Source organism: Streptomyces sp. NPDC087310, from assembly GCF_044744405.1.
Lineage (GTDB): Bacteria > Actinomycetota > Actinomycetes > Streptomycetales > Streptomycetaceae > Streptomyces.
In genome coordinates, this window is record NZ_JBIUYF010000003.1 from 911,254 (window position 1) to 933,770 (window position 22,517).

The 22,517-nt window shown below is 72.8% G+C and carries 6 protein-coding genes; 4 read left to right on the forward strand and 2 right to left on the reverse strand.

Annotated elements, in window-relative coordinates; all coding sequences use genetic code 11:
- Positions 1 to 5 precede the first annotated feature (5 nt).
- The 3 genes from ACIO3P_RS14590 to ccrA all read left to right on the forward strand — a co-directional run bounded on the left by ACIO3P_RS14590 (position 6) and on the right by ccrA (position 19,410).
- Positions 6 to 17,774 carry an amino acid adenylation domain-containing protein gene (locus ACIO3P_RS14590; protein WP_401849472.1) on the forward strand — a complete coding sequence of 5,923 codons (17,769 nt, stop codon included), beginning with the start codon at positions 6 to 8 and terminating at the stop codon, positions 17,772 to 17,774.
- A complete protein-coding gene (locus ACIO3P_RS14595; protein WP_329822237.1) occupies positions 17,771 to 17,986 on the forward strand; it encodes an MbtH family protein in 216 nt (71 codons plus the stop codon). The genes ACIO3P_RS14590 and ACIO3P_RS14595 overlap by 4 nt, the downstream gene beginning before the upstream one ends.
- Before the next feature lie 101 nt (positions 17,987 to 18,087).
- The gene (gene ccrA / locus ACIO3P_RS14600; protein ID WP_329822236.1) at positions 18,088 to 19,410 is read left to right on the forward strand and encodes a crotonyl-CoA carboxylase/reductase; all 1,323 of its coding nucleotides are present in this window, start codon (positions 18,088 to 18,090) and stop codon (positions 19,408 to 19,410) included.
- 155 nt (positions 19,411 to 19,565) lie between these two features.
- On the opposite strand, the gene ACIO3P_RS14605 is transcribed toward ccrA, so the two are convergent.
- The gene (locus tag ACIO3P_RS14605) at positions 19,566 to 20,570 is read right to left on the reverse strand and encodes a superoxide dismutase (RefSeq protein WP_401849473.1); all 1,005 of its coding nucleotides are present in this window, start codon (positions 20,568 to 20,570) and stop codon (positions 19,566 to 19,568) included.
- Between the two features lie 286 nt (positions 20,571 to 20,856).
- Here ACIO3P_RS14605 and ACIO3P_RS14610 point away from each other — a divergent pair, with 286 nt between their 5' ends.
- Entirely contained in the window at positions 20,857 to 21,594 is a 738-nt protein-coding gene (locus tag ACIO3P_RS14610) for an NPP1 family protein (RefSeq protein ID WP_401791917.1), read from the forward strand.
- 158 nt (positions 21,595 to 21,752) lie between these two features.
- Here the strand turns inward: ACIO3P_RS14610 and ACIO3P_RS14615 are convergent, their stop codons facing one another.
- The gene (locus ACIO3P_RS14615; RefSeq protein WP_401849474.1) at positions 21,753 to 22,220 is read right to left on the reverse strand and encodes a cupin domain-containing protein; all 468 of its coding nucleotides are present in this window, start codon (positions 22,218 to 22,220) and stop codon (positions 21,753 to 21,755) included.
- Positions 22,221 to 22,517: the final 297 nt, after the last annotated feature.

The following is a 22,517-nucleotide window of genomic DNA, read 5'->3' on the forward strand; positions in this document are numbered from 1 at the left end:
CGTACATGACCGCGTCTGCCGACCAGTTGGTGGAGGGCCTGCGGGCCGCGCTGAAGGAGAACGAACGGCTCCGCGTGCGCAACCGGGAGCTGACCGCCGGGACGGACGAACCGATCGCGATCGTCGGCACCGGCTGCCGCTACCCCGGCGGTGTCGCCGACGCGCGGGACCTCTGGCGGATCGTCGCCGAGGAACGGGACGTGATCACCGGCATGCCCGCCGGGCGGGGCTGGGACCTGGACGAGCTGTACCACCCCGACCCGTACGAGCCGGGCCGGTGCCATGCGCGGGGCGGCGGGTTCCTCGACGCGGCCGACGCGTTCGACGCGGCGTTCTTCGGGATCAGCCCGCTGGAGGCGGCGGCGATGGATCCGCAGCAGCGGCTCGTCCTGGAGACCGCCTGGGAGGCCCTGGAGACCGCCGGGATCCGGCCGGGCGAGCTGCGGTCCACACCGACCGGGGTGTTCGTCGGCGCGAGCGTCGGCGACTACGCGCCGCGCGAGATACCCGAGGAGCTCGAAGGGCAGGTGCTGACCGGGAACGCGCTGAGCGTCGTGTCCGGCAGGCTCTCCTACCTGCTCGGCCTGGAGGGCCCGGCGCTCACCGTCGACACGGCGTGCTCGTCGTCGCTGGTGGCCCTGCACCTCGCGGTGCGCGCGCTGCGGCAGGGGGAGTGCTCGGTCGCGCTGGCCGGCGGGTCGACGGTCATGTCGACGCCGAACAACCTGATCGAGATGTCCCGTCAGCAGGTCCTCTCCGCGGACGGCCGGTGCAAGTCGTACGCAGCCGCCGCCGACGGCGCCGGGTTCGCCGAGGGCGCCGGGATGCTCGTACTGGAGCCGCTGTCGCGGGCGCGGAGCGCCGGACATCCGGTGCTGGCGGTGATCCGGGGCAGCGCGGTCAACCAGGACGGGGCCAGCAACGGCCTGTCGGCGCCGCACGGCCCCGCCCAGGAACGGGTGATCCGCGCCGCGCTGGCCGACGCGGGGCTCGGCCCCGGCGACGTCGACGCCGTGGAGGGCCACGGCACCGGCACCCGGCTGGGCGACCCGATCGAGGCGCAGGCGCTGCTGGCGACGTACGGCCGGGGCCGGTCGCCGGAGAACCCGCTGTGGCTCGGCTCGGTCAAGTCCAACCTCGGGCACACCCAGGCGGCGGCGGGCGTGGCCGGGGTGATCAAGATGGTCGAGGCGCTGCGCAACCGGTGGCTGCCGAGGACGCTGCACGTCGACGCACCCTCGGAGTACGTCGACTGGGCGGCCGGCGGCGTACGGGTGCTGGAGTCCGGCCGTACGTGGGACGGGAACGGGGCCGGGGACGCCGGCCCGCGCCGCGCCGGGGTCTCGTCGTTCGGGATCAGCGGCACCAACGCCCACGTCATCCTGGAGGAGGCGCCCGACACAGGCGCCGAGCCGGCCGGGACCGCAGGATCGCCGGTGCCGCCGGTGCCGCTGGCGTGGCCGGTCTCGGGGCGGACGCCGGAGGCGCTGCGCGCCCAGGCGGACCGGCTGCGGGAGTCCGTCGCCGCCCGGCCGCGGCCGGACCGGGACGTGGCCTTCTCCCTCGCCGCGCACCGGTCGTCGTTCGAACAGCGGGCGGTCGTGCTCGGTACGGACACCGCCGAACTGCTCGCCGGGCTGCGCGCGCTGGCCGAGGGCGCCACGAGCGCCGACGTGGTGACCGGCCGGGCCCGCGACGACGTCGGCGCGACCGTCTTCGTCTTCCCCGGCCAGGGCGCGCAGTGGGCCGGCATGGCGAAGGAACTGCTCGTCTCCTCGCCCGTGTTCGCCGCGCGCGTCCAGGAGTGCGCCGACGCGCTGGAACCGTACGTGGACTGGTCGTTGCTCGACGTGCTGAGCGGCGGCGACGCCGCGTCGCTCGACCGGGTGGACGTCGTCCAGCCCGTGCTGTGGGCGGTCATGCTCGGACTCGCCGAACTGTGGAAGTCCGCCGGGGTACGGCCCGCGGCGGTGCTCGGCCACTCCCAGGGCGAGATCGCCGCCGCCTGCGTCGCAGGGGCGCTCAGCCTGGAGGACGGCGCGAAGGTGGCGGCGCTGCGCAGCAGGATCGCCGCCCGGCTGGCGGGCAAGGGCGGCGGACTGTGGCTGCCGCTCTCCGCCGAGCGGGCCGAAGCGCTGCTCCGGCGGTGGCCGGGGCGGCTGTGGGTCGCGGTGATGAACGGCCCGGAGTCGACGGTCGTCACGGGGGACGCCCCGGCGCTGGAGGAACTCGCCGCGTGGTGCGGCCGGGAGGGGATCGACTTCCGTACCTTCTCCGCCGCGTACGCCTCGCACTCGCCGCGCGTGGAGGAGCTGCGCGAACCGCTGCTGGAGGCGCTGGCGGGCATCACCCCGCGCGCGGCGGACATCCCCTTCTACTCCACCGTGGACGTCGCCGCCGTGGACGGCACCGGGCTCGACGCCGCGTACTGGTACCGCAACATGCGCGAGCCGGTCCGTTTCGATCCGGCCGTCCGGCTGCTGCTCGACGCCGGGTACGACGTCTTCGTCGAGCCGTCCGCGCATCTGATGCTGGGCAGCGCCGTCCGCGACATCGCGGCGTCGGCCGGGGCCGAGGCCACCGTCACCGGCACGCTGCGCCGCGACCACGGATCGCTGCGCCAGTTCCTGTCGGCCGCCGCCGGTCTCCATGTCGCGGGCGGCGCCGTCGACTGGTCCGCGCTGCTGCCGGGCGCGCGGGCGACGGAACTGCCCACCTATGCCTTCCAGCACCGGTCGTTCTGGACGCGGCCCGCGCCACGGGCCACCGGGCGGTACGGCGACGGCCACCCGCTGCTCGACACGGTCATCCCGCGCCCGGACGGCGCGGGCTGGACGATGACCGGGCGGCTCTCGCCGTCCGCGCACCCCTGGCTGGCCGACTGCGGTGGCGCTGCCGTCCTGCTGGAGCTGGTGATCGCCGCCGGGGACCGGGCGGGGTGCGACCGGATCGACGAGCTGACGGTCGGGACACCGCTCGCCGTCGAGGCGGGCGGCCCGGCCGACGTACATGTCACCGTGGACCCGGACGGCGAGGGCCGCAGCGCCGTCGTCGTGCACCTCCGGCAGGGCCCCGGCTGGGTCCGGGGCGCCTCCGGTGTGCTGAGCACCGGCACGGGGCGCGCCGAGGTGCCCGTACCGGACGACGACGAGGGCGTCGTGGTGGAGGCGGCCGAGGACCGGGAAGCGGAGGCGTTCGCCCTCCATCCGACCCTGCTCGACCCGGTGCTGCGGCCCTTCGGGGCGCCCGTCACCTTCACCGGTGTGGACCTGCGGGCGGCGGGCGCCTCGGTCGTCCGGGTGCGGACGACGGTGGTGGACGGCGTGACGTCGCTGCTGGTCACGGACGCGTCCGGGATGCCGGTGCTGACCGTGGACTCCGTCGCCCCGCGCTCCCCGGCCCCGCCCGCCGCGAGCGGTTCGCTCTTCCGGCTCGGCTGGATGCGGCTGTCGGGCCGCGCTCCCGAGGCCGGACGGTGGCGGGTCCTGGCCCTCGGGGCCGACCCGTGGGACCTGGCCCGGGACGGATACGGATACGGGGACGTGGACGTGGACGAGGGCGGGCCGGGCGCGGAGCCGGTCACCGCGCCGGTCCCGGCACCCGTCACCGCGCCGCCGGTCACGGTCGTGCCGTGTGTCGGTGTACGGGACGGGGCCACCGTGCCCGGTCAGGCGTACGAGGCCGCCCTGCGCGTGCTGCGGCTGGCGCAGGAAACCCTCGCGGACGAGCGGGCCCGGCTCGTCGTGGTGACCCGGGGAGCCGTCGCCGCCCCGGACGGCGTGGTGGACGATCCGGCGATGTCCCCGCTGTGGGGGCTGGTGCGCTCGGCGGCCTCGGAGTACCCCGGGCGGTTCCTGCTGGTCGACGTCGACCGGGAGACCGGGGCCGAGGACGTCCGCCGGGCGGTCGCGGTCGCGCTGGAGCGGGACGAGCCGCAGATCGCGGTCCGGGCAGGGCGTCGGTACGTGCCACGTGTGACGGAGGAGGCGGAGGGTCTCGTACCCCCCACCGCACCCGCCTTTCCCACGGAGGGAACCGTCCTGGTCACCGGTGGCACCGGGGCGCTCGGCTCGCTGGTGGCGCGCCGGCTCGTGGAGCGGCACGGCGTACGGAGCCTCGTCCTGGTGAGCCGGCGGGGGCCCGCCGCCGACGGCGCGCGGGAGCTGCGGGACGGACTGACCGCGCTGGGCGCGCGGGTACGGATCGCCGCGTGCGACGTCTCCGACCGCGCCGCGCTGACCGAGACGGTGGCGTCCGTCCCCGATCTGGCCGGCGTCGTCCACACCGCCGGTCTCATCGACGACGCGCCCCTGGCCGACATCACCCCGGACCGGCTCGCCGGTGTCTTCGCCGCGAAGGCCGGAGCGGCCTGGCACCTGCACGAACTCACCGCGGACCGCGGCCTGTCGGCGTTCGTCCTCTTCTCCTCGTTCTCCGGGCTCATGGGCAACGCGGGCCAGGCGGGCTACGCGGCGGCCAACACCTTCCTCGACGCGCTCGCGAGCCACCGCCGCTCCCTCGGCCTGCCCGCGCTCTCCCTGGCCTGGGGGCTCTGGCGCACCGTCACCGCGGGCGGTCTCACCCCGGCGGACCTGGCGCAACTGAACCGGTCCGGCATCACGGCGATGACGGAGGAGACGGGGCTGGCGCTCTTCGACCGCGCCCTGGGCGCGGCCGGCCCCCTGGTCGCCCCGGTCGAGGTCGACCGGGCCGCGCTGCGGGACCGCGCCGTCTCCGGCGAACTCCCGGTGGTGCTGCGCGGGCTGGTGCCCAGGCCCCGCCGGAGCGTCGCGCGGCCGACCGGGACCGGCGAGTGGGACGGCCGGGAACCCCTCGACACCGCCGCCGAGTGGCTGCGGCGCCGCCCCGGGGTGACCCAGGCCGTCACCGTACCGAGGGAGCACGGCCGGATGGCGGCGTACGTGACCGTCGAGAGCGACGCCGCCCTCGCCGCGCTCCACGCCGAACTGCCCGCCTACCTGAGCCCGGACGCCGTGGTGACGACGGCGGCGACCCGGCTCCCCCTCCCCGAGCACGCCCCGGCGGGGGAGCGCCCGCCGGGCACGGCGCGCGAGGAGCTGCTGTGCGGGCTCTTCGCCGAACTCCTCGGCCTGACCTGGGTGAACGTCGACGACGGGTTCTTCGACCTGGGCGGGCACTCGCTCCTCGCGACCCGGCTCGTCAGCCGGATCCGCAGCGTGCTCGACACCGAGATCCCCGTACGCGCCCTGTTCGACACCCCCAGCGTCGCCGGTCTCGCCGCCCGCCTCGGCGGCCAGGACCGCCGCCGGGCCGCGCTGGTGCCGATGGAACGGCCGGACGTCGTACCGCTGTCGTTCGCGCAGCAGCGGCTCTGGTTCCTGTACGCGCTGGAGGGCCCCTCGGCGACGTACAACATCCCGCTCGTGCTGCGGCTGACCGGCGAGGTCGACCCGGTGCCGCTCCGGCAGGCGCTCGACGACATCGTGGAACGCCACGAGAGCCTGCGCACGGTCTTCCCGGACGTCGACGGCCGCCCGCACCAGAGGATCCTCGACCCCGCCGCCGTCTCCCTCGACTTCGACGTCGTCGCGACCACCGAGGACACCGTCGAGGAGACGGTGGCCGCGGTGGCGTCCCTCGGTTTCGACCTGGCCACCGAGATCCCCGTACGGGTACGGCTCCTCCCGTACGCGCCGGGCGCGTCCGTGCTGGTCGTGGTGGTGCATCACATCGCGGGCGACGGCTGGTCCGTCGGGCCGCTGGCGCGCGACCTCACCACCGCGTACGCGGCCCGCCGCGCCGGCGTGCGACCGTCGTGGCAGCCGCTGCCCGTGCAGTACGCCGACTACACGCTCTGGCAGCGCGGCCTCCTCGACGAGGGCGGAAACCTCCTGGCCGACCAGGTCGCCCACTGGACGGAGCGGCTGGCCGGCCTCCCCGACCAGCTCGACCTGCCGTTCGACCGGCCGCGCCCCGCGGTGGCCTCGTACGCGGGCGACCTGGCCCGGTTCACCCTCGACGCCGAGCTGCACCGGCGGCTGGTCGACCTCGCGCGCACCGGCGACGCCACCGTGTTCATGGTGTTGCAGGCCGCGCTGGCCGCCCTGTTCACCCGGCTCGGCGCGGGGACGGACATCCCGCTCGGCGCACCGGTGGCGGGCCGGACCGACGACGCGCTCGACGACCTGATCGGCTTCTTCGTCAACACACTGGTACTGCGCGCGGACACCTCCGGCGATCCGTCGTTCACCGAACTGCTCGCCCGGGTCCGGGAGACGAGCCTGGCGGCCTACGCCCACCAGGACGTGCCGTTCGAGTACCTGGTGGAACTGCTCAACCCGCAGCGGTCCACCGCCCACCACCCGCTCTTCCAGGTGGCCCTGGCGCTCCAGAACAACGAACAGGGCCGGTTCGAACTGCCGGGCCTCACCGCACGCCTCGACGTCGCCGCCACCCGGACCGCACGCTTCGACCTGTTCTTCAGCGTCACCGAGGAGACCGGACCGGACGGCGCACCCGCCGGCGTGTCCGTCCTGGTCGAGTACGCCACCGCCCTCTTCGACGCCGGAACGGTCTCGGCCCTCGTGGCCCGCTGGGAGCGGCTGCTGCGCGCCGTCGCCGCCGACCCCGGCGCGGCCATCGGCGGCGCCGACCTCCTCGCCCCGGAGGAACGGGCCGCCCTGCTCGCCGCGCCCGAGCCGGTCACCGTCGACCGCCTGCTGCCGGACCTCTTCGAGGAACACGTACGGGAGCGGCCGGACGCCGTCGCCGTCGTGTCCGGGGACACCCGCTGGACGTACGCGGAGCTCAACGCGCACGCCAACCGCGTGGCCCGGCTGCTGCGTGACGAAGGCGTCGGCCGGGAGGACCGGGTGGCGCTGCTGCTGCCCCGCTCGGCCGGACTCGTCGCGGCGATCCTGGGCGTGCTCAAGGCGGGCGCCGCGTACGTGCCCGTCGACCCGGACTATCCCGCCGAGCGCATCGCGTACCTCCTCGGCGACGCGGGCCCGAGCCGCGTCCTGGCGACGACGGCGGCCGTGGCGGCCCTGACGGACACCGCGACGCCCGTCGCCGGGGCCCTCGTCCTCGACGCACCGGAGGTACGGGCGGCGCTGGAGGCGTACCCCGGCACGGACCCGCGCGTGCCGGGCGACCCCGGGCAGGCCGCGTACGTGATCTACACGTCCGGCTCGACCGGGGCGCCCAAGGGCGTGGTGGTGCCCCACCGCAATGTCGTACGGCTGCTGGAGACCGCGCAGCGGTCCTTCCGGTTCGGCCCCGAGGACATCTGGACGATGTTCCACTCGGCGTCCTTCGACTTCTCCGTCTGGGAGCTGTGGGGCGCGCTGGCCCGGGGCGGCTCGGTCGTCGTGGTGCCCTACGAGGTCAGCCGGTCCCCGGAGAAATTCGTCGGGCTGCTCGCCGACGAGCGGGTCACGATCCTCAACCAGACGCCGTCGGCCTTCTCCCAGTTGATCGACGCCGACCGCGAGCGCCCGCGCCCACTGGCCCTGCGCACGGTCGTCTTCGGCGGGGAGGCGCTGGACACCTCCCGGCTCGCCGCCTGGTACGAGCGCCACGACGACCGGGCCCCGCTGCTGGTCAACATGTACGGGATCACCGAGACCACCGTCCACGTCACCCTCCTGGAGCTGGACCGCCGCTCCGCCGCCGAGGCGGCGGCGGGCGCGATCGGCGCACCCCTGCCCGACCTGACGGCCTATGTGCTCGACGCCCGGCTGCGCCCCGTGCCGCCCGGCGTCACCGGCGAGCTGTACGTGGCGGGCGCCGGGCTCGCCCGGGGCTACCTCGGCCGCCCCGGCCTCACCTCGGGCCGGTTCGTGGCGGACCCCTTCGGCGCACCCGGGTCCCGGATGTACCGCACAGGGGACGTGGCGCGCTGGAACCGGAGCGGGGGTCTGGAGTTCGCCGGCCGGGCCGACGACCAGGTCACGGTACGCGGCTTCCGGATCGAGCCGGGTGAGGTCGAGGCCGTCCTGCGCGCGCACCCCGCCGTCGCGCAGGCGGTGGTGGTCGCGGGCGACAACCGGCTCGTCGCCTACGTCGTCCCCGGCGACCAGGACACCGGGGACGACATAGGCGCCCTGCGGCGGTACGCGCGCACCCGGCTCCCGGACCACCTGGTGCCGTCGGTGGTGGTGCCCGTACCCGAGATCCCGTTGACCGCGAACGGCAAGCTGGACCGCGCGGCGCTCCCGGCGCCGGTCCCGTCGGTGCCGTCGGAACGGGCAGCGGCCGGGCGTGCGCCGATGACGCCGCAGGAGGAGATCCTGACCGGGCTGTTCGCCGAGGTGCTCGGCGTGCCGGCGGCCGGCCCCGACGACGACTTCTTCGACCTGGGCGGGCACTCGCTCCTCGCGACCCGGCTGGTCAGCCGGATCCGCGCCGCGCTCGCGGTCGAACTCCCGGTGCGGGCGCTCTTCGAGACGCCGACCCCGGCGGGGCTCGCCGAACACCTCTCGGCGGGTGGCGCGGCCCGGCCCGCGCTGACGCGCCAGGAACGTACCGAGGCGCTGCCACTCTCCTTCGCACAGCAACGGCTCTGGTTCCTGCACAAGTTCGAGGGCCCTTCGGCGACGTACAACATCCCGCTGGCGCTGCGCCTGACCGGGGAGGTGAACCGGGGCGCGCTCGAAGCGGCGCTGAACGACGTCGTCACCCGCCATGAATCGCTGCGCACCGTCTTCCCCGAGCGGGACGGCCGCCCGGGGCAGCGCGTCCTGGAGGCGGAGCTGTCGCTGCGGATCGAACGGGTCGGCGCGGACGGGCTCCCCGAGGCGCTGGGGGCGGCGGCGCGGTACGCGTTCGATCTGGCGGGTGAGATCCCCGTAAGGACGACATTGTTCGAGGTCGATGAGTCGACATCGGTGTTGTTGGTGTTGGTACATCACATCGCGGGTGACGGCTGGTCGATGGGGCCCCTGGCTCGCGACCTGGTCGCGGCGTACACGGCCCGGTGCGAGGGCGCCGCGCCCGCGTGGGCGCCGCTGCCGGTGCAGTACGCGGACTACACGCTCTGGCAGCGGGCGCTGCTCGGCGAGGAGTCCGACGCGGAGAGCCTGTTCGCGCGGCAGGTCGCCTACTGGACCGACCGCCTCGCCGGCCTGCCCGACCAGGTGACCATCCCCCTGGACCGGCCCCGGCCCGCCGTGGCCTCGTACTCCGGTGATGTCACCTGGTTCGAGGTGGACGCGGGGTTGTGCGGTGCGTTGGGGGCGGTGGCCCGGTCGGTGGGGGCATCACTGTTCATGGTGTTGCAGGCGGGGCTGGCGGTGCTGGTCTCGCGGTTGGGTGGGGGAAGCGACATCGCGGTCGGATCGCCGATCGCGGGGCGGACCGACAGCGGGCTGGACGACCTGGTCGGGTTCTTCGTGAATACGTGGGTGCTACGGACCGATGTGTCGGGGGATCCGTCGTTCGCGGAGCTGGTGGGACGGGTTCGTGAGGCGAGTCTGGGTGCGTACGAGCATCAGGATGTGCCGTTCGAGTTGCTGGTCGAGCGGCTGAACCCGCGCCGTTCGTCGGCGCACCACCCGCTGTTCCAGATCGCCCTGGCCCTCCAGAACAACGAGGAACCACGCTTCACCCTGCCGGGGCTGGACGTCCGCCCCGAGACCGCGCTCCTGGACACCGCGCGCTTCGACCTGTTCCTGAACCTGGCGGAACGGCCCGACGGCGGCCTCGCGGGCGCCGTCGAATACGCGACGGAGCTGTTCGACCGGGACACCGTCGCCGACTTCACCGAACGCTGGCTCCGCGTCCTGCGGGCCATGGTCGAGCACCCCGACCGCTCGATCAACGACATCGGCATCCTGACGCCCGAGGAAAGCGCACCGCTCACCGCCGCCCCCGCACTGCCCGCCCCCGCCCGCACGCTGCCGGAGCTGTTCCGGGCACGGGTGGAGCAGGACCCGGGGGCGGTCGCGGTGGTGGCCGGGTGTACGGAGCTCTCGTACCGGGAGGTGGACGAGCGGGCGAACCGTCTCGCTCACTGGCTGATCGGTGAGGGGGTCGGCCCGGAGGTCCGGGTGGTGTTGCTGCTGGAGCGGTCGGTGGATCTGGTCGTCGCGATTCTGGCGGTGGTGAAGGCCGGTGGTGCGTATGTGCCGGTGGATCCGTCGTATCCGGAGGAGCGGATCGCCGTACTCCTCGATCATGTGGACCCTGTGCTCGTCCTCCGTGAACTGCCGGACGTGACGGACCAGCCCGCGTCCGGTCCGGGCATCGCCGTACGACCCGGGAATCTGGCGTACGTGATGTTCACTTCCGGGTCCACGGGGACGCCGAAGGGTGTCGCGGTGACGCAGGCGGATGTGGTGGGCCTGGCGTCGGACGGTTGCTGGGGTCACGCGCAGCGTCGGGTGCTGGTGCATTCGCCGCATGTGTTCGACGCGTCGACGTACGAGCTGTGGGTTCCGCTGACGCGTGGCGGGGCGCTCGTTCTCGCGCCTCCGGGCGAGTTCGACGCCGCGGTGCTGGCGCGGACGGTGGTCGACCACGGTGTCACCGGACTGTGGCTCACCGCCGGGCTGTTCACCCTGATGACCGAGCACCACCTGGACTGCTTCGCGCGGGTGGAGCAGGTGTGGACCGGAGGCGATGTGGTGTCGCCCGAGGCGGTCCGCCGGCTCTTCGAGGCGTACCCGGGACTCTCGGTCGTGGACGGTTACGGCCCCACCGAGACGACCACCTTCGCGACCCGTCATGTCATGACGAGGGAGAACGCCCCGCAGGCGACGGTCCCGATCGGCGTTCCGATGGAGGCCATGCGGGCCTACGTCCTGGACGAACGGCTGCGCCTGACCGCGCCGGGCGTCCCCGGCGAGCTGTATGTGACCGGCGCCGGGGTCGCGCGCGGCTACCTCGGCCGCCCCGGCCCCACGGCGGACCGGTTCGTGGCCGATCCGTTCGGCGCGCCCGGGTCCCGGATGTACCGCACCGGGGATGTGGTGCGGTGGAACCGTGGTGGCGAGCTGGAGTTCGTGGGCCGGGCCGACGATCAGGTCAAGGTCCGGGGCTTCCGCGTCGAGCCCGGCGAGGTCGAGGCCGCGCTGCGCGAACAGCCCGAGGTCGCGGGCGCCGTGGTCGTCGCGCGGGAGAACCGCCTCGTCGCCTATGTCGTCCAGGCGCCCGACGCGGCCCCCGAGGTGGGGGAGGAGCAGGTCGACGAGTGGCGTGATGTGTACGACACGATGTACGGGTCGGACGAGGTCGCGCCGTTGGGCGGTGACTTCACGGGGTGGAACAGCTCGTACACCGGTGAGCCGATTCCGCTGTCGGAGATGGAGTCGTGGCGGGCCGCTGCGGTGGACCGGATCCGGGAATCGGCTCCGCGCCGGATCCTGGAGATCGGCGTCGGCTCCGGACTGCTCCTGGGGCCGCTGCTGAACGAGGTCGAGTCCTACTGGGCGACGGACTTCTCGGCGCCGGTGATCGAGCGGCTGCGTCACCAGGCCGGCGATGCGGAACAGGTGGAGCTGCGGTGCCGGCCGGCAGATGACGTGACGGGGCTGCCGGTGGAGTACTTCGACACCGTGGTGCTGAACTCGATCGTCCAGTACTTCCCGGACGGCGCGTATCTGGCCCGCGTCCTCGACGGCGCCTTGGGGCTGCTGGCGCCCGGCGGCCGGATCTTCATCGGTGACGTACGGCATCAGCGCACGGTCCGTGCCCTGCACACCGCGATACGGGCGGAGCGGGCCGAGTCCGTCGAGGGATTGCGGACGGCGGTCGAGCAGGCGGTGCTGCTGGAGAAGGAACTGGTCCTGGATCCCGGGTTCTTCGCCTCCTGGGCCGAGGAGAGGAACGTCGGTGTCGACATCCGGCTGAAGCGGGGTGAGCCGCACAACGAGCTGACCAGGCACCGGTACGAGGTCGTCGTCCACCGCGATCCCGAGGCGGCGACATCGTTCGCCGACGTACCGGAGCTGAGCTTCACCGGCCTGGACGAGCTGCCCGTCATCGACGGTCCCGTACGGATCACCGGCATCCCCAACCCTCGCCTGACCGGGGAGCTGGCCGCGTCCCGGGCCCTGACCCGGCACGCGTCGCTCGACGACATCCGCGCGCACCTCCGCACCGGGACGGGACTGGACCCGGAAGAGCTGCACGCCTGGGGCGAGCGGGCCGGCCACCGCGTGGTGACCACCTGGTCACCCGACGACCCCGCCACGTACGACGCCGTACTCCTCCCTGCGGGGAACACCGACCGGCTGACCGGCGTGTACCGCTCCCCGGAGGGCCGACGCCCCCGGTCCGCGCTGGTGAACAACCCGCTCGGCTCCCGGACCACCGGCCACCTGCTGGCCCGGCTGCGGGACCGGCTCGCCGGGCGGCTGCCGGACTACCTCGTCCCGACCACCTTCCTCGCCGTCGACGCGATCCCGCTGACCGGCAACGGCAAGGTGGACCGGGCGGCGCTGCCCGAACCCGGCCACCACCAGGTCACCGGCCGCGCCCCGCGAACCCCGCAGGAAGAGGTGCTGTGCGGACTCTTCGCGGAGATCCTGGGGCGGCCGACGGTCGGTGTGGACGACAGCTTCTTCGACCTGGGCGGGCACTCGCTCCTCGCGACCCGGCTGGTCAGCCGGATCCGGGCGGTCCTCGGGGTCGACCTGCCGGTCCGCGCGCTCTTCGAGGCGGCCACCGTGGCCCGGCTCGCCGCGCGCGTCCACGGCGGCTCCGACCGGCCCGCGCTGGCGCGGCAGGAGCGCCCCGAGGTGCTGCCGCTGTCGTTCGCGCAGCAGCGGCTGTGGTTCCTGCACAAGCTGGAGGGGCCGTCGGCGACGTACAACATCGCGCTCGCCCTGCGGCTCACCGGCGACCTGGACCGTGTGGCCCTGGAGGCGGCGCTCGGTGATGTCGTCGGACGGCACGAGACCCTGCGGACCGTGTTCCCCGAGATCGACGGCCATCCGCGCCAGCTCGTCACCGAGGACCGTCCGACCCTGCATCTCGACCGGGCGTCCGAGGGCGAACTGCCCCAGGTGCTGGGGGCGGCGGCGCGGTACGCGTTCGATCTGGCGGGGGAGATCCCCGTAAGGACGACGCTGTTCGAGGTGGACGAGTCGGCGTCGCCGTCCACGTCACCGTCGCCGTCGACATCGGTGCTGTTGGTGCTGGTGCATCACATCGCGGGTGACGGCTGGTCGATGGGGCCGCTGGCCCGCGATCTCGTCGCGGCGTACACCGCCCGGCGCAACGGCGTCGTACCCGCGTGGGCGCCGCTGCCGGTGCAGTACGCCGATTACACGCTCTGGCAACGCACCCTGCTCGGCGACGAGTCCGACGCGGAGAGCCTGTTCAACCAGCAGGTCGCCTACTGGACCGAGCGCCTCGCCGGGCTGCCCGACGAGTCCACCGTGCCCCTCGACCGGCCGCGCCCGGCTGTCGCCTCGTACGAGGGCGACACGGTGTGGTTCGAGGTGGACGCGGGGTTGTGCGGTGCGTTGGGGGCGGTGGCCCGGTCGGTGGGGGCATCACTGTTCATGGTGTTGCAGGCGGGGCTGGCGGTGCTCGTGTCGCGATTGGGCGGCGGGAGCGAGGGGGACGTCGCGGTCGGTTCGCCGATCGCGGGGCGGACGGACAGCGGCCTGGACGATCTGGTCGGGTTCTTCGTGAATACGTGGGTGTTGCGGACGGATGTGTCGGGGGATCCGTCGTTCGAGGAGTTGGTGGGGCGGGTTCGTGAGGCGAGTCTGGGTGCGTACGAGCATCAGGATGTGCCGTTCGAGCTGCTGGTCGAGCGGTTGAACCCGCGCCGTTCGTCGGCCCACCATCCGCTGTTCCAGATCGCCCTGGCCCTCCAGAACAACGAAGAGGCCCACTTCGACTTCCCGGGCCTCCACGCACGACTGGAACTCGCGCCCACCTACACCTCCCGCTTCGACCTCTTCTTCAGCCTCACCGAGAAGTTCGACGCCTCCGGTGCCCCGGCGGGCATCACGGCGATGGTCGAGTACGCGACGGAACTGTTCGACCGGGAGACCGTGGAAGAGCTGTCCCACCGTTTCGTCGGCCTGCTGCGGTCCCTCGTCGCGCACCCGGCCCGCCCGATCGGCGCAGCCGAGATCCTCTTCCCGGCCGAACGCACCCGGCTGCTGCCGGCGCCCCAGGAACCCGCCCCCGCCCGGACTCTGCCGGAGTTGTTCCGGGCGCGGGTGGAACGGGATCCGGGGGCGGTCGCGGTGGTGGCCGGGGGTACGGAGCTGTCGTACCGGGAGGTGGATGAGCGGGCCAATCGCCTGGCCCACTGGCTGGTCGGTGAGGGAGTCGGGCCGGAGGGCCGGGTGGTGTTGCTGCTGGAGCGGTCGGTGGATCTGGTCGTCGCGATTCTGGCGGTGGTGAAGGCGGGTGGTGCGTATGTGCCGGTGGATCCGTCGTATCCGGAGGAGCGGATCGCCGTACTCCTCGATGATGTGGACCCTGTGCTCGTCCTCCGTGAACTGCCGGACGTGACGGGCCAGTCCGCGTCCGATCCGGGCATCGCCGTACGGCCGGAGAGCCTGGCGTACGTGATGTTCACTTCCGGGTCCACGGGGACGCCGAAGGGTGTCGCGGTGACGCAGGCGGATGTGGTGGGCCTGGTCTCGGACGGTTGCTGGGGTGAGGCGCAGCGTCGGGTGTTGGTGCATTCGCCGCATGTGTTCGACGCGTCGACGTACGAGCTGTGGGTTCCGCTGACGCGTGGCGGGGCGCTGGTCCTCGCGCCGTCCGGGGAGTTCGACGCGGCGGTGCTGGCACGGACCGTCACCGACGGGCGCGTCACCGGACTGTGGCTGACGGCCGGGCTGTTCACCCTGATGACGGAACAGCATCTGGACTGCTTCGCCGGGGTGGAGCAGGTGTGGACCGGGGGCGATGTGGTGTCGCCGGAGGCGGTCCGCCGGCTCTTCGATGCGTACCCCGGACTCTCGGTGGTGGACGGTTACGGTCCGACGGAGACGACGACGTTCGCGACCCGTCATGTGATGACGAGGGAGAACGCCCCGCAGGCGACGGTCCCGATCGGCGTCCCGATGGAGGCCATGCGGGCCTACGTCCTCGATGAACGGCTGCGCCTCGTACCCCCCGGCGTCGTCGGTGAGCTGTACGCGGCCGGGGCCGGGGTCGCCCGTGGCTACCTCGGCCGGCCCGATCTGACCGCCCCGCGATTCCTGCCCGATCCGTACGGCATACCGGGGTCCCGGATGTACCGCACCGGCGACCGCGTCCGGTGGAACCGCCGTGGCGAGCTGGAGTTCATGGGCCGGGCCGACGATCAGGTCAAGGTCCGGGGCTTCCGCGTCGAGCCCGGCGAGGTCGAGGCCATGCTGCTCGCCGAGCCCGAGGTCGCCCGCGCCGTCGTCCTCGCCAGGGCCGACCGTCTGGTCGCCTATGTCGTCCCGGAAGCCACGACCGTCCCCGAGGTGGGGGAGGAGCAGGTGGACGAGTGGCGTGATGTGTACGACACGATGTACGGGTCGGACGATGTCGGTTCGCTGGGTGGGGACTTCACGGGGTGGAACAGTTCGTACACCGGTGAGCCGATTCCGCTGGCGGAGATGGAGTCCTGGCGGGCCGCTGCGGTGGACCGGATCCGGGAGTCGGCTCCGCGCCGGATCCTGGAGATCGGTGTCGGCTCCGGGCTGTTGCTCGGCCCGCTGCTGGAGCAGGTCGACGCGTACTGGGCGACGGACTTCTCCGCTCCCGTGATCGAGCGGCTGCGCGGCCAGGTCGGTGGTGCGGAACATGTGGAGCTGCGGTGCCAACCGGCAGATGACGTGACGGGGCTGCCGGTGGAGTACTTCGACACCGTGGTGCTGAACTCGATCGTCCAGTACTTCCCGGACGGCGCGTATCTGGCCCGTGTCCTGGACGGGGCGCTGGGGCTGTTGGCGCCCGGCGGCCGGATCTTCATCGGTGACGTACGGCATCAGCGCACCGTTCGTGCCCTGCACACGGCGGTGCACGCCCGACGCGCCGAGTCGGTCGAACGGCTCCGGGGCTCCGTCGAGCAGGCGGTACTGCTGGAGAAGGAACTGGTCCTGGATCCCGGGTTCTTCGCCTCCTGGGCCGAGGAGAGGAACGTCGGCGTCGACATCCGGCTGAAGCGGGGCGGCCCGCACAACGAGCTGACGCGGCACCGGTACGAGGTCGTCCTCCACCGCGATCCGGCGCGGGCGGCGTCGGTGGCGGACGTACCGGAGCTGAGCTTCACCGGCCTGGACGAGCTGCCCGTCATCGAAAGTCCCGTACGGATCACGGGCATCCCCAACCCTCGTCTGACCGGAGAGCTGGCCGCGTCCCGGGCCCTCACCCGGCACGCGTTGCTCGACGACATCCGCGCGCACCTCCACACCGGGACGGGACTGGACCCGGAGGAGCTGCACGCCTGGGGCGAGCGGGCCGGCCACCGCGTGGTGGCCACCTGGTCACCCGACGACCCCGCCACGTACGAGGCGGTGGTACTCCCCGCGGGGAACACCGACCGGCTGACCGGTGTCCACCGTGCGCCGACCGGACGCCCGCTGTCCGCGCTGGCCAGCAACCCGGTCGGGTCGCGCTTCACGGGCAGGCTGCTGGCCGGCCTGCGCGACCGGCTCGCCGCACGGCTGCCCGTCCACCTGGTGCCGTCGGCGGTCCTCGCCATCGACGCGATCCCGCTGACCGCCAACGGGAAGGTGGACCGGGACGCCCTGCCGGACGGGCTGCCCGCGACCACCGATCGCGCGCCGAGGACCCCGGTCGAGGAGGTCCTGTGCGGACTGTTCGCCGAGATACTCGGCCGGGCCACGGTCGGTGTGGACGACAGCTTCTTCGACCTGGGCGGGCACTCGCTCCTCGCGACCCGGCTGGTCAGCCGGATCCGGGCGGTCCTCGGCGTCGACCTGCCGGTCCGCGCCCTCTTCGAGGCGGCCACCGTGGCCGGTCTGGGCCGGCGCATCCAGGACGGCGGCGAGGACACCGCGTTCGATGTCGTCCTGCCGCTGCGGCGCGGCGGGACCCGGCCCCCGCTGTTCTGCGTGCACCCGATCAGCGGACTGAGCTGGACCTATTCCGGGCTGCTGCGGCACCTGAGCCCCGAATTCCCGGTGTACGGACTCCAGTCGCGCGGCCTCGCCGACGGCGGCGAACTGCCGCGCTCGGTGGAGGAGGTCACACAGGACTACGTGGACGAACTCACCCGCGTCCAGCCGGACGGGCCGTACCACCTGCTGGGCTGGTCGTTCGGCGGGATGGTGGCCCACGCGATCGCCGCGGAGCTGCAACGCCGTGGCGAGGAGGTCGCGCTGCTCGTGATGCTCGACGCGAGCCCGGCGAAGCCGTGGACGTCCGACGAACTCACGGTCGCCCGCGACATGGACCGTACCGGCGCCTATACGCGGATGCTCGCCGCGTTCGGTATCAACGCCGAGGGCCTGGCCGGGGAGAGCCTGACCCACGAACGGTTCCAGGAGATCGCCCGCGAACGGAACATCGTGCTGGCGAGCCTGGAGGAGGACCACGTCACCGCGCTGATGCGGGTGATGCGGAACAACGCCGACATCATCGGCAGGCTCCGCCACGAGCCGGTCGCGGTCGACACCCTGCTGTTCGTGGCGGCGGACGAGCCCGAGCCGCTCACCGCCGATGTCTGGGCCGATTACCTCAAGCGGGAGGTCGAGGTGCATCCGGTGCCCTGCGACCACATCGGCATGACGCTGCCGGAATCGCTGGCGGTCATCGGCCCGGCGCTGGAACGAAAGCTGCGCGCAGTGGCGCGGAACCGACAAGAAAGGAACAACTCATGACGAATCCGTTCGACGACGCCGACGGCTCCTTCAAGGTGCTGGTCAACGACGAGGGCCAGCACTCGCTGTGGCCCGCCTTCGCGGAGGTGCCCGCCGGATGGACGGTGGCGTACGGCGAGGACACGCGCGCGGCCTGCCTGGAGTACGTGGAGCAGCACTGGACCGACCTGCGGCCGGCGAGCCTGGTCCGCGCCATGGACGAGGCCCGCTGACGGAGGCCGCCGACCAGAGCCGCTGACGGAAGCCACCGACACGAGCCGCTGATGAACCCCACTTTCGGAAGCCGCTGACCGAATCCCCTGGAGGGTGCCCCATGTCCGAACTCATCGAGGCCGTGCTGGCCGACGCTCCCGGCGAGCGGCTCGCCGGGCTCCCGGTGCCGGACCGCTACCGGGCGGCCTACATCCGTAAGCAGGACGTCAGCATGTTCGGTGCCGACGAGCGGAATCCCGACGTCCGCCGGTCCGTCCACGTGGGCGAGGTCGCCATGCCCGAACTCGCGCCCGACGAGGTGCTGATGGCGGTGATGGCCTCGGCGGTCAACTTCAACACCGTGTGGTCGGCCACGTTCAGGCCGGTCCCGACCTTCGCCTTCCTGGAGCGCATCGGCCGGCAGAACGCGCGCGCCGCGCGCCACGACCGCCCCGAGCAGGTGATCGGCTCCGACGCGTCGGGCGTGATCGTACGGACAGGGGCGGCCGTGGAGAACTGGGTGCCGGGTGACCGGGTGGTCGTCAGCCCGACCTACACCAGCGGCCAGGTGACCTCAGGATCCGGTGACGGCATGATCGCCGACGACATCCTCGCCTGGGGGTACGAGACGAACTTCGGCGGGATGGCCGATTTCGCCGTGGTGAAGGCGAATCAGCTCCTGCGCAAGCCCGCGCATCTGACGTGGGAGGAGTCCGCGGCCAACATGCTGTGCGGGATGACCGCGTACCGGATGCTGGTCAGCCCCAACGGCGCGCAGATGAAACAGGGCGACATCGTGCTCATCTGGGGCGCCGCGGGCGGCCTCGGCGGCTACGCCGTGCAGATGGTGAAGAACGGCGGCGGGATACCGGTCGCCATGGTCGGCTCCGAGGAGCGCGTCGGCCTCCTGCGGGAACTCGGCTGCGAAGCGGTCATCAACCGGCAGGAGTTCATGAACGCGCCGGGCGGCCTCAAGAACCCGAAGGTGCTGCGGCGGATGGGCGAGGCGATCCGCGGGCTCGTCGGCGAGGACCCGCACATCGTGTTCGAGCACACCGGCCAGGAGACGTTCGGCGCGTCCGTCTATCTCGCGCGGCGCGGCGGCACCGTCGTGACCTGCGGTTCCAGCAGCGGGTATCAGCACGACTACGACAACCGCTACCTGTGGATGAAGGTCAAGCGCATCGTCGGCAGCCACGGCGCGAACACGGCCGAGGCACATGAGGCCAACCGCCTGCTCAGCCTGGGGATGATCGTGCCGACGCTGTCGGTCACCTATCCGCTCACCGAGGCGGGCGAGGCGACCAGGGCCGTCCAGCTCGGCAGGCACGCCGGCAAGGTCGGCATCCGCTGCCTGGCACCCAAGGACGGCCTCGGGGTGGAGGACCCCGCGCTGCGCGCCCGGGTCGGCGAACAGCGGCTCGGGCTGTTCCGTACGCACTGAGCATGCTGTTCCGTACGCACTGAGGACGGCGCGGACGGTGGAAGACCGCGGAGACGGCCGTGGCGCCGGCCCCGTACATCGGGGGCCGGGGCGCCACGGGCCGGCACCGGACTGGATTGGACCGGACTGGTCGGGACGCGTCGGAGCAGGACGCGTCAGAGCGGAACGGCGACGCCGTTGAACGTCGTCTCGGGCGTCTGCGGCGTGGTGAAGCGGGCGTTGACCAGGTAGAGGCGGTCGTCCCAGCGGGCGACGGTGGTGGGGACGTCGAAGCGCGGGTCGGTGATCGTGCGGCGCAGGGTGGCGGAGCGGAGCCCCGCGTCGAGTGTGAACACGCTGATGAGGTTCAGCCGGTTCTGTACGACGTACAGCGTGCGGCCGAGCCGGAGGAGACCGTCGCCGTTGGCGACGTCCGCCGCGCCCTTCAGGGCTATCTCCGTCGCGTGGCCGGTCGTCAGCTCCACGTGGTAGAGCCTGCCGGGCTGGCTGCTGACGACGATCAGCCCTCGGCCGCCGGGGGCGGTGACGATGCCGTTGGCGTTGTTCACCTCGGGTGTCTGCACCCAGTCGCCGCCGAGGGGAAGGCTGCGGATCTCTCCCCTGCCCCCGGCCGCTCGCGCCCGGCCGCGCGGGACGCCGTACAGCACGCTGTCGCGTGAGTCGGTGAACCAGGCGCGGTCGCCGAGCAGGATCACATCGTTGATGAAGTGTCCGGTCGCGGGCGTCGGCTGGTACGTGGCCACGAGGCGGCCGGTACGGGTGTCGAGGACCCTCGCCGATCCGCCGCCGCCTCCGGCGACGTAGAGCAGCCCGTCCTCGTCCAGTTCGACCCCGACGGCCGCCGTGCCCGTCTCGCCCGGGTAGAGGACCGCGCCCTCGCCGGTGCGCAGATCGGTGCGGTACACGGCGCCGTTGGCGCGCGAGCCCATGTACGCGTACGGCCTGCTCCCGATGGTGATCCCCTCGGGGAGGAAGCCGTCGGGCAGCGGGAACTCGGTCGGCCACGCGGCGGCCGGGGCGCCGGTGGCGGCGCTCGCCGGGCCGGTGCCGGCCGTCAGGGCGAGCGCCGCGAGGGCGGTGCCGCCGAGCACGGCGCGCCGGGACGGCGCGGACGCGGTGCGGGGCTGCTGGGGGTGTTGGTGGGGGTGGTTCCGGGTCATGGTTCAGGGCCTCCGTGAGACGTGGGGTGGGGGGAAGCGGGGAACGCTGCGGACTCGGTGACTCAGGGGAGAACTCGGCCGGCGGGGCTCCGAACCGGCTTCAGCTCGACGTCGGTTCGACGTCAACTCGGCTTCTGCTGCTGTTCGTTGCTCTGCCCAAGGCTCTGTTTCGTTCGTAACGAGCTGTCATGTGCCGGAGTTCCCGTGTATGAAGTGGGCATGTCAGTAAGGCCGTCGGCCCCACGTCGCGGTCCATCAGGAGGACGCAGTGAAGAGAAGCTCGCCCATGGTTAAGGCCGCCCTCACCCTCGGCAGCGCCGTCGCGCTGGTCATCGCCCTCCCGGGCAGCGCTTTCGCCGCCCCTCCGGCGGCCCTGTCCGCCAACGCGGACGAGCTGGAGCGCGCGTACCAGCCCGCCTACGACTACGACACCGACGGCTGCTACCCCACCCCGGCCATCGGGCCCGACGGCACCCTCAACGGCGGCCTCAACCCGTCGGGCGCGCCCCAGGGCGAGTGCCGCGACCAGGCGGACCTCGACAACACCAACGGGTACGCGCGCTCCAAGTGCAACAACGGCTGGTGCGCGATCATGTACGGCCTCTACTTCGAGAAGGACCAGGCGTCGATCGGCGGGCACCGCCACGACTGGGAGCACGTCGTGGTGTGGGTGCAGAACAACCAGGCCCAGTACGTCTCCACCTCCGCGCACGGCGGATTCACCGTCCACAACCGCGACCAGATCCGCTGGGACGGCGCGCACCCCAAGATCGTTTACCACAAGGACGGCCTGAGCACGCACGCCTTCCGCGCCGCCAACGCCAACGACGAGCCGCCGGAGAACCACTACCGCGCCTGGCAGTACCCCAGCCTCGTCGGCTGGAACGGCTACCCCGCGGGCCTGCGCGACAAGCTCAGCCAGGCCAATTTCGGCAGCGCCAACTTCGGCCTCAAGGACGGCAGCTTCAACAGCCACCTGGAGAAGGCCAAGCCGGCCGCCATCCCGTTCGACCCGAACGCCTGACGGGCATTCCGACGCCGGACAGGCATTCCGACGCCCGACAGGAGCCCTCACGTCTCACGTCTCACGCCTCGCGCCTCGCGGACGTGGGGGCTCCTCCCCGCTTAGGCGCCCGGCGCACCGGGCGCCACCCCGGTCCGCGACGGTGACGGCCGCCGCGGTCAGCGCGGCGGGCCGACGACGATCTGGCCGTACAGGTCCGCGGCCTCCGCCATCAGGTCCGTCGAGATCTCGTACCCCTCGGGCCGGGGCGTCGCCATGTCACGTCCGGCGTGCCGGAACATGCCTTCGATGCCCGCGGGCGTGGCCATCATCAGCAGGTCGGCGGTGTCCGACGTGATCCGGTAGCCGTGGGGGACGTTCCGGGGCAGGAAGACGATGCCGCCCTCCGTCAGCTCCATCTCCTCGTCGTCGCACCACAGCAGCGCACTGCCCTTGATGAGCATGAAGACCTCGTCCTCACGGGTGTGCAGGTGGTACGGCGGCGCTTCGCCCTTGCTGACCGTGAACCGCCCGACGGTGAGCTGCCCGTCGGTGGCCGCGCTGTCCAGGAGGACGGCGAACTGCCCGCCGTCCAGCCATTCGAGCTTCTGCTGCTGATCGGGTTGTGCGAGGTAGGGCATGGTCATGACTGCCTCCGGTTCGGGGGGAGTGCCGCGTGCGTGATGATCCTCGCCGGAGCCCGGTGACCGCCAGCCCTGACGGTGGGAGCAGCGATACCACCGTGTCCGCAGCCGATGGTTTCCGCAGGTCGGACGGGGTCGCCGAGTGGGCCTTCGGCTTTTTCTCCGGCCGCTGAAACATTTCCGCCGGGCCATCGCGTCAATGAGGTGGAAGGCGGGGCGGACGCGGGGGAACCGGGCGCCACGGGGGAGACGGGGGAGTCGATGCGGCGCACGGCGTGGACGGGGTGGACGGGAGGTGCG

Bases quoted from the DNA above. Each gene is read 5' to 3' on its own strand.
- ACIO3P_RS14590 (WP_401849472.1), top strand. From the start codon at position 6: ATGACCGCGTCTGCCGACCAGTTGGTGGAGGGCCTGCGGGCCGCGCTG.
- ACIO3P_RS14595 (WP_329822237.1), top strand. From the start codon at position 17,771: ATGACGAATCCGTTCGACGACGCCGACGGCTCCTTCAAGGTGCTGGTC.
- ccrA (WP_329822236.1), top strand. From the start codon at position 18,088: ATGTCCGAACTCATCGAGGCCGTGCTGGCCGACGCTCCCGGCGAGCGG.
- ACIO3P_RS14605 (WP_401849473.1), bottom strand. From the start codon at position 20,570: ATGACCCGGAACCACCCCCACCAACACCCCCAGCAGCCCCGCACCGCG.
- ACIO3P_RS14610 (WP_401791917.1), top strand. From the start codon at position 20,857: ATGGTTAAGGCCGCCCTCACCCTCGGCAGCGCCGTCGCGCTGGTCATC.
- ACIO3P_RS14615 (WP_401849474.1), bottom strand. From the start codon at position 22,220: ATGACCATGCCCTACCTCGCACAACCCGATCAGCAGCAGAAGCTCGAA.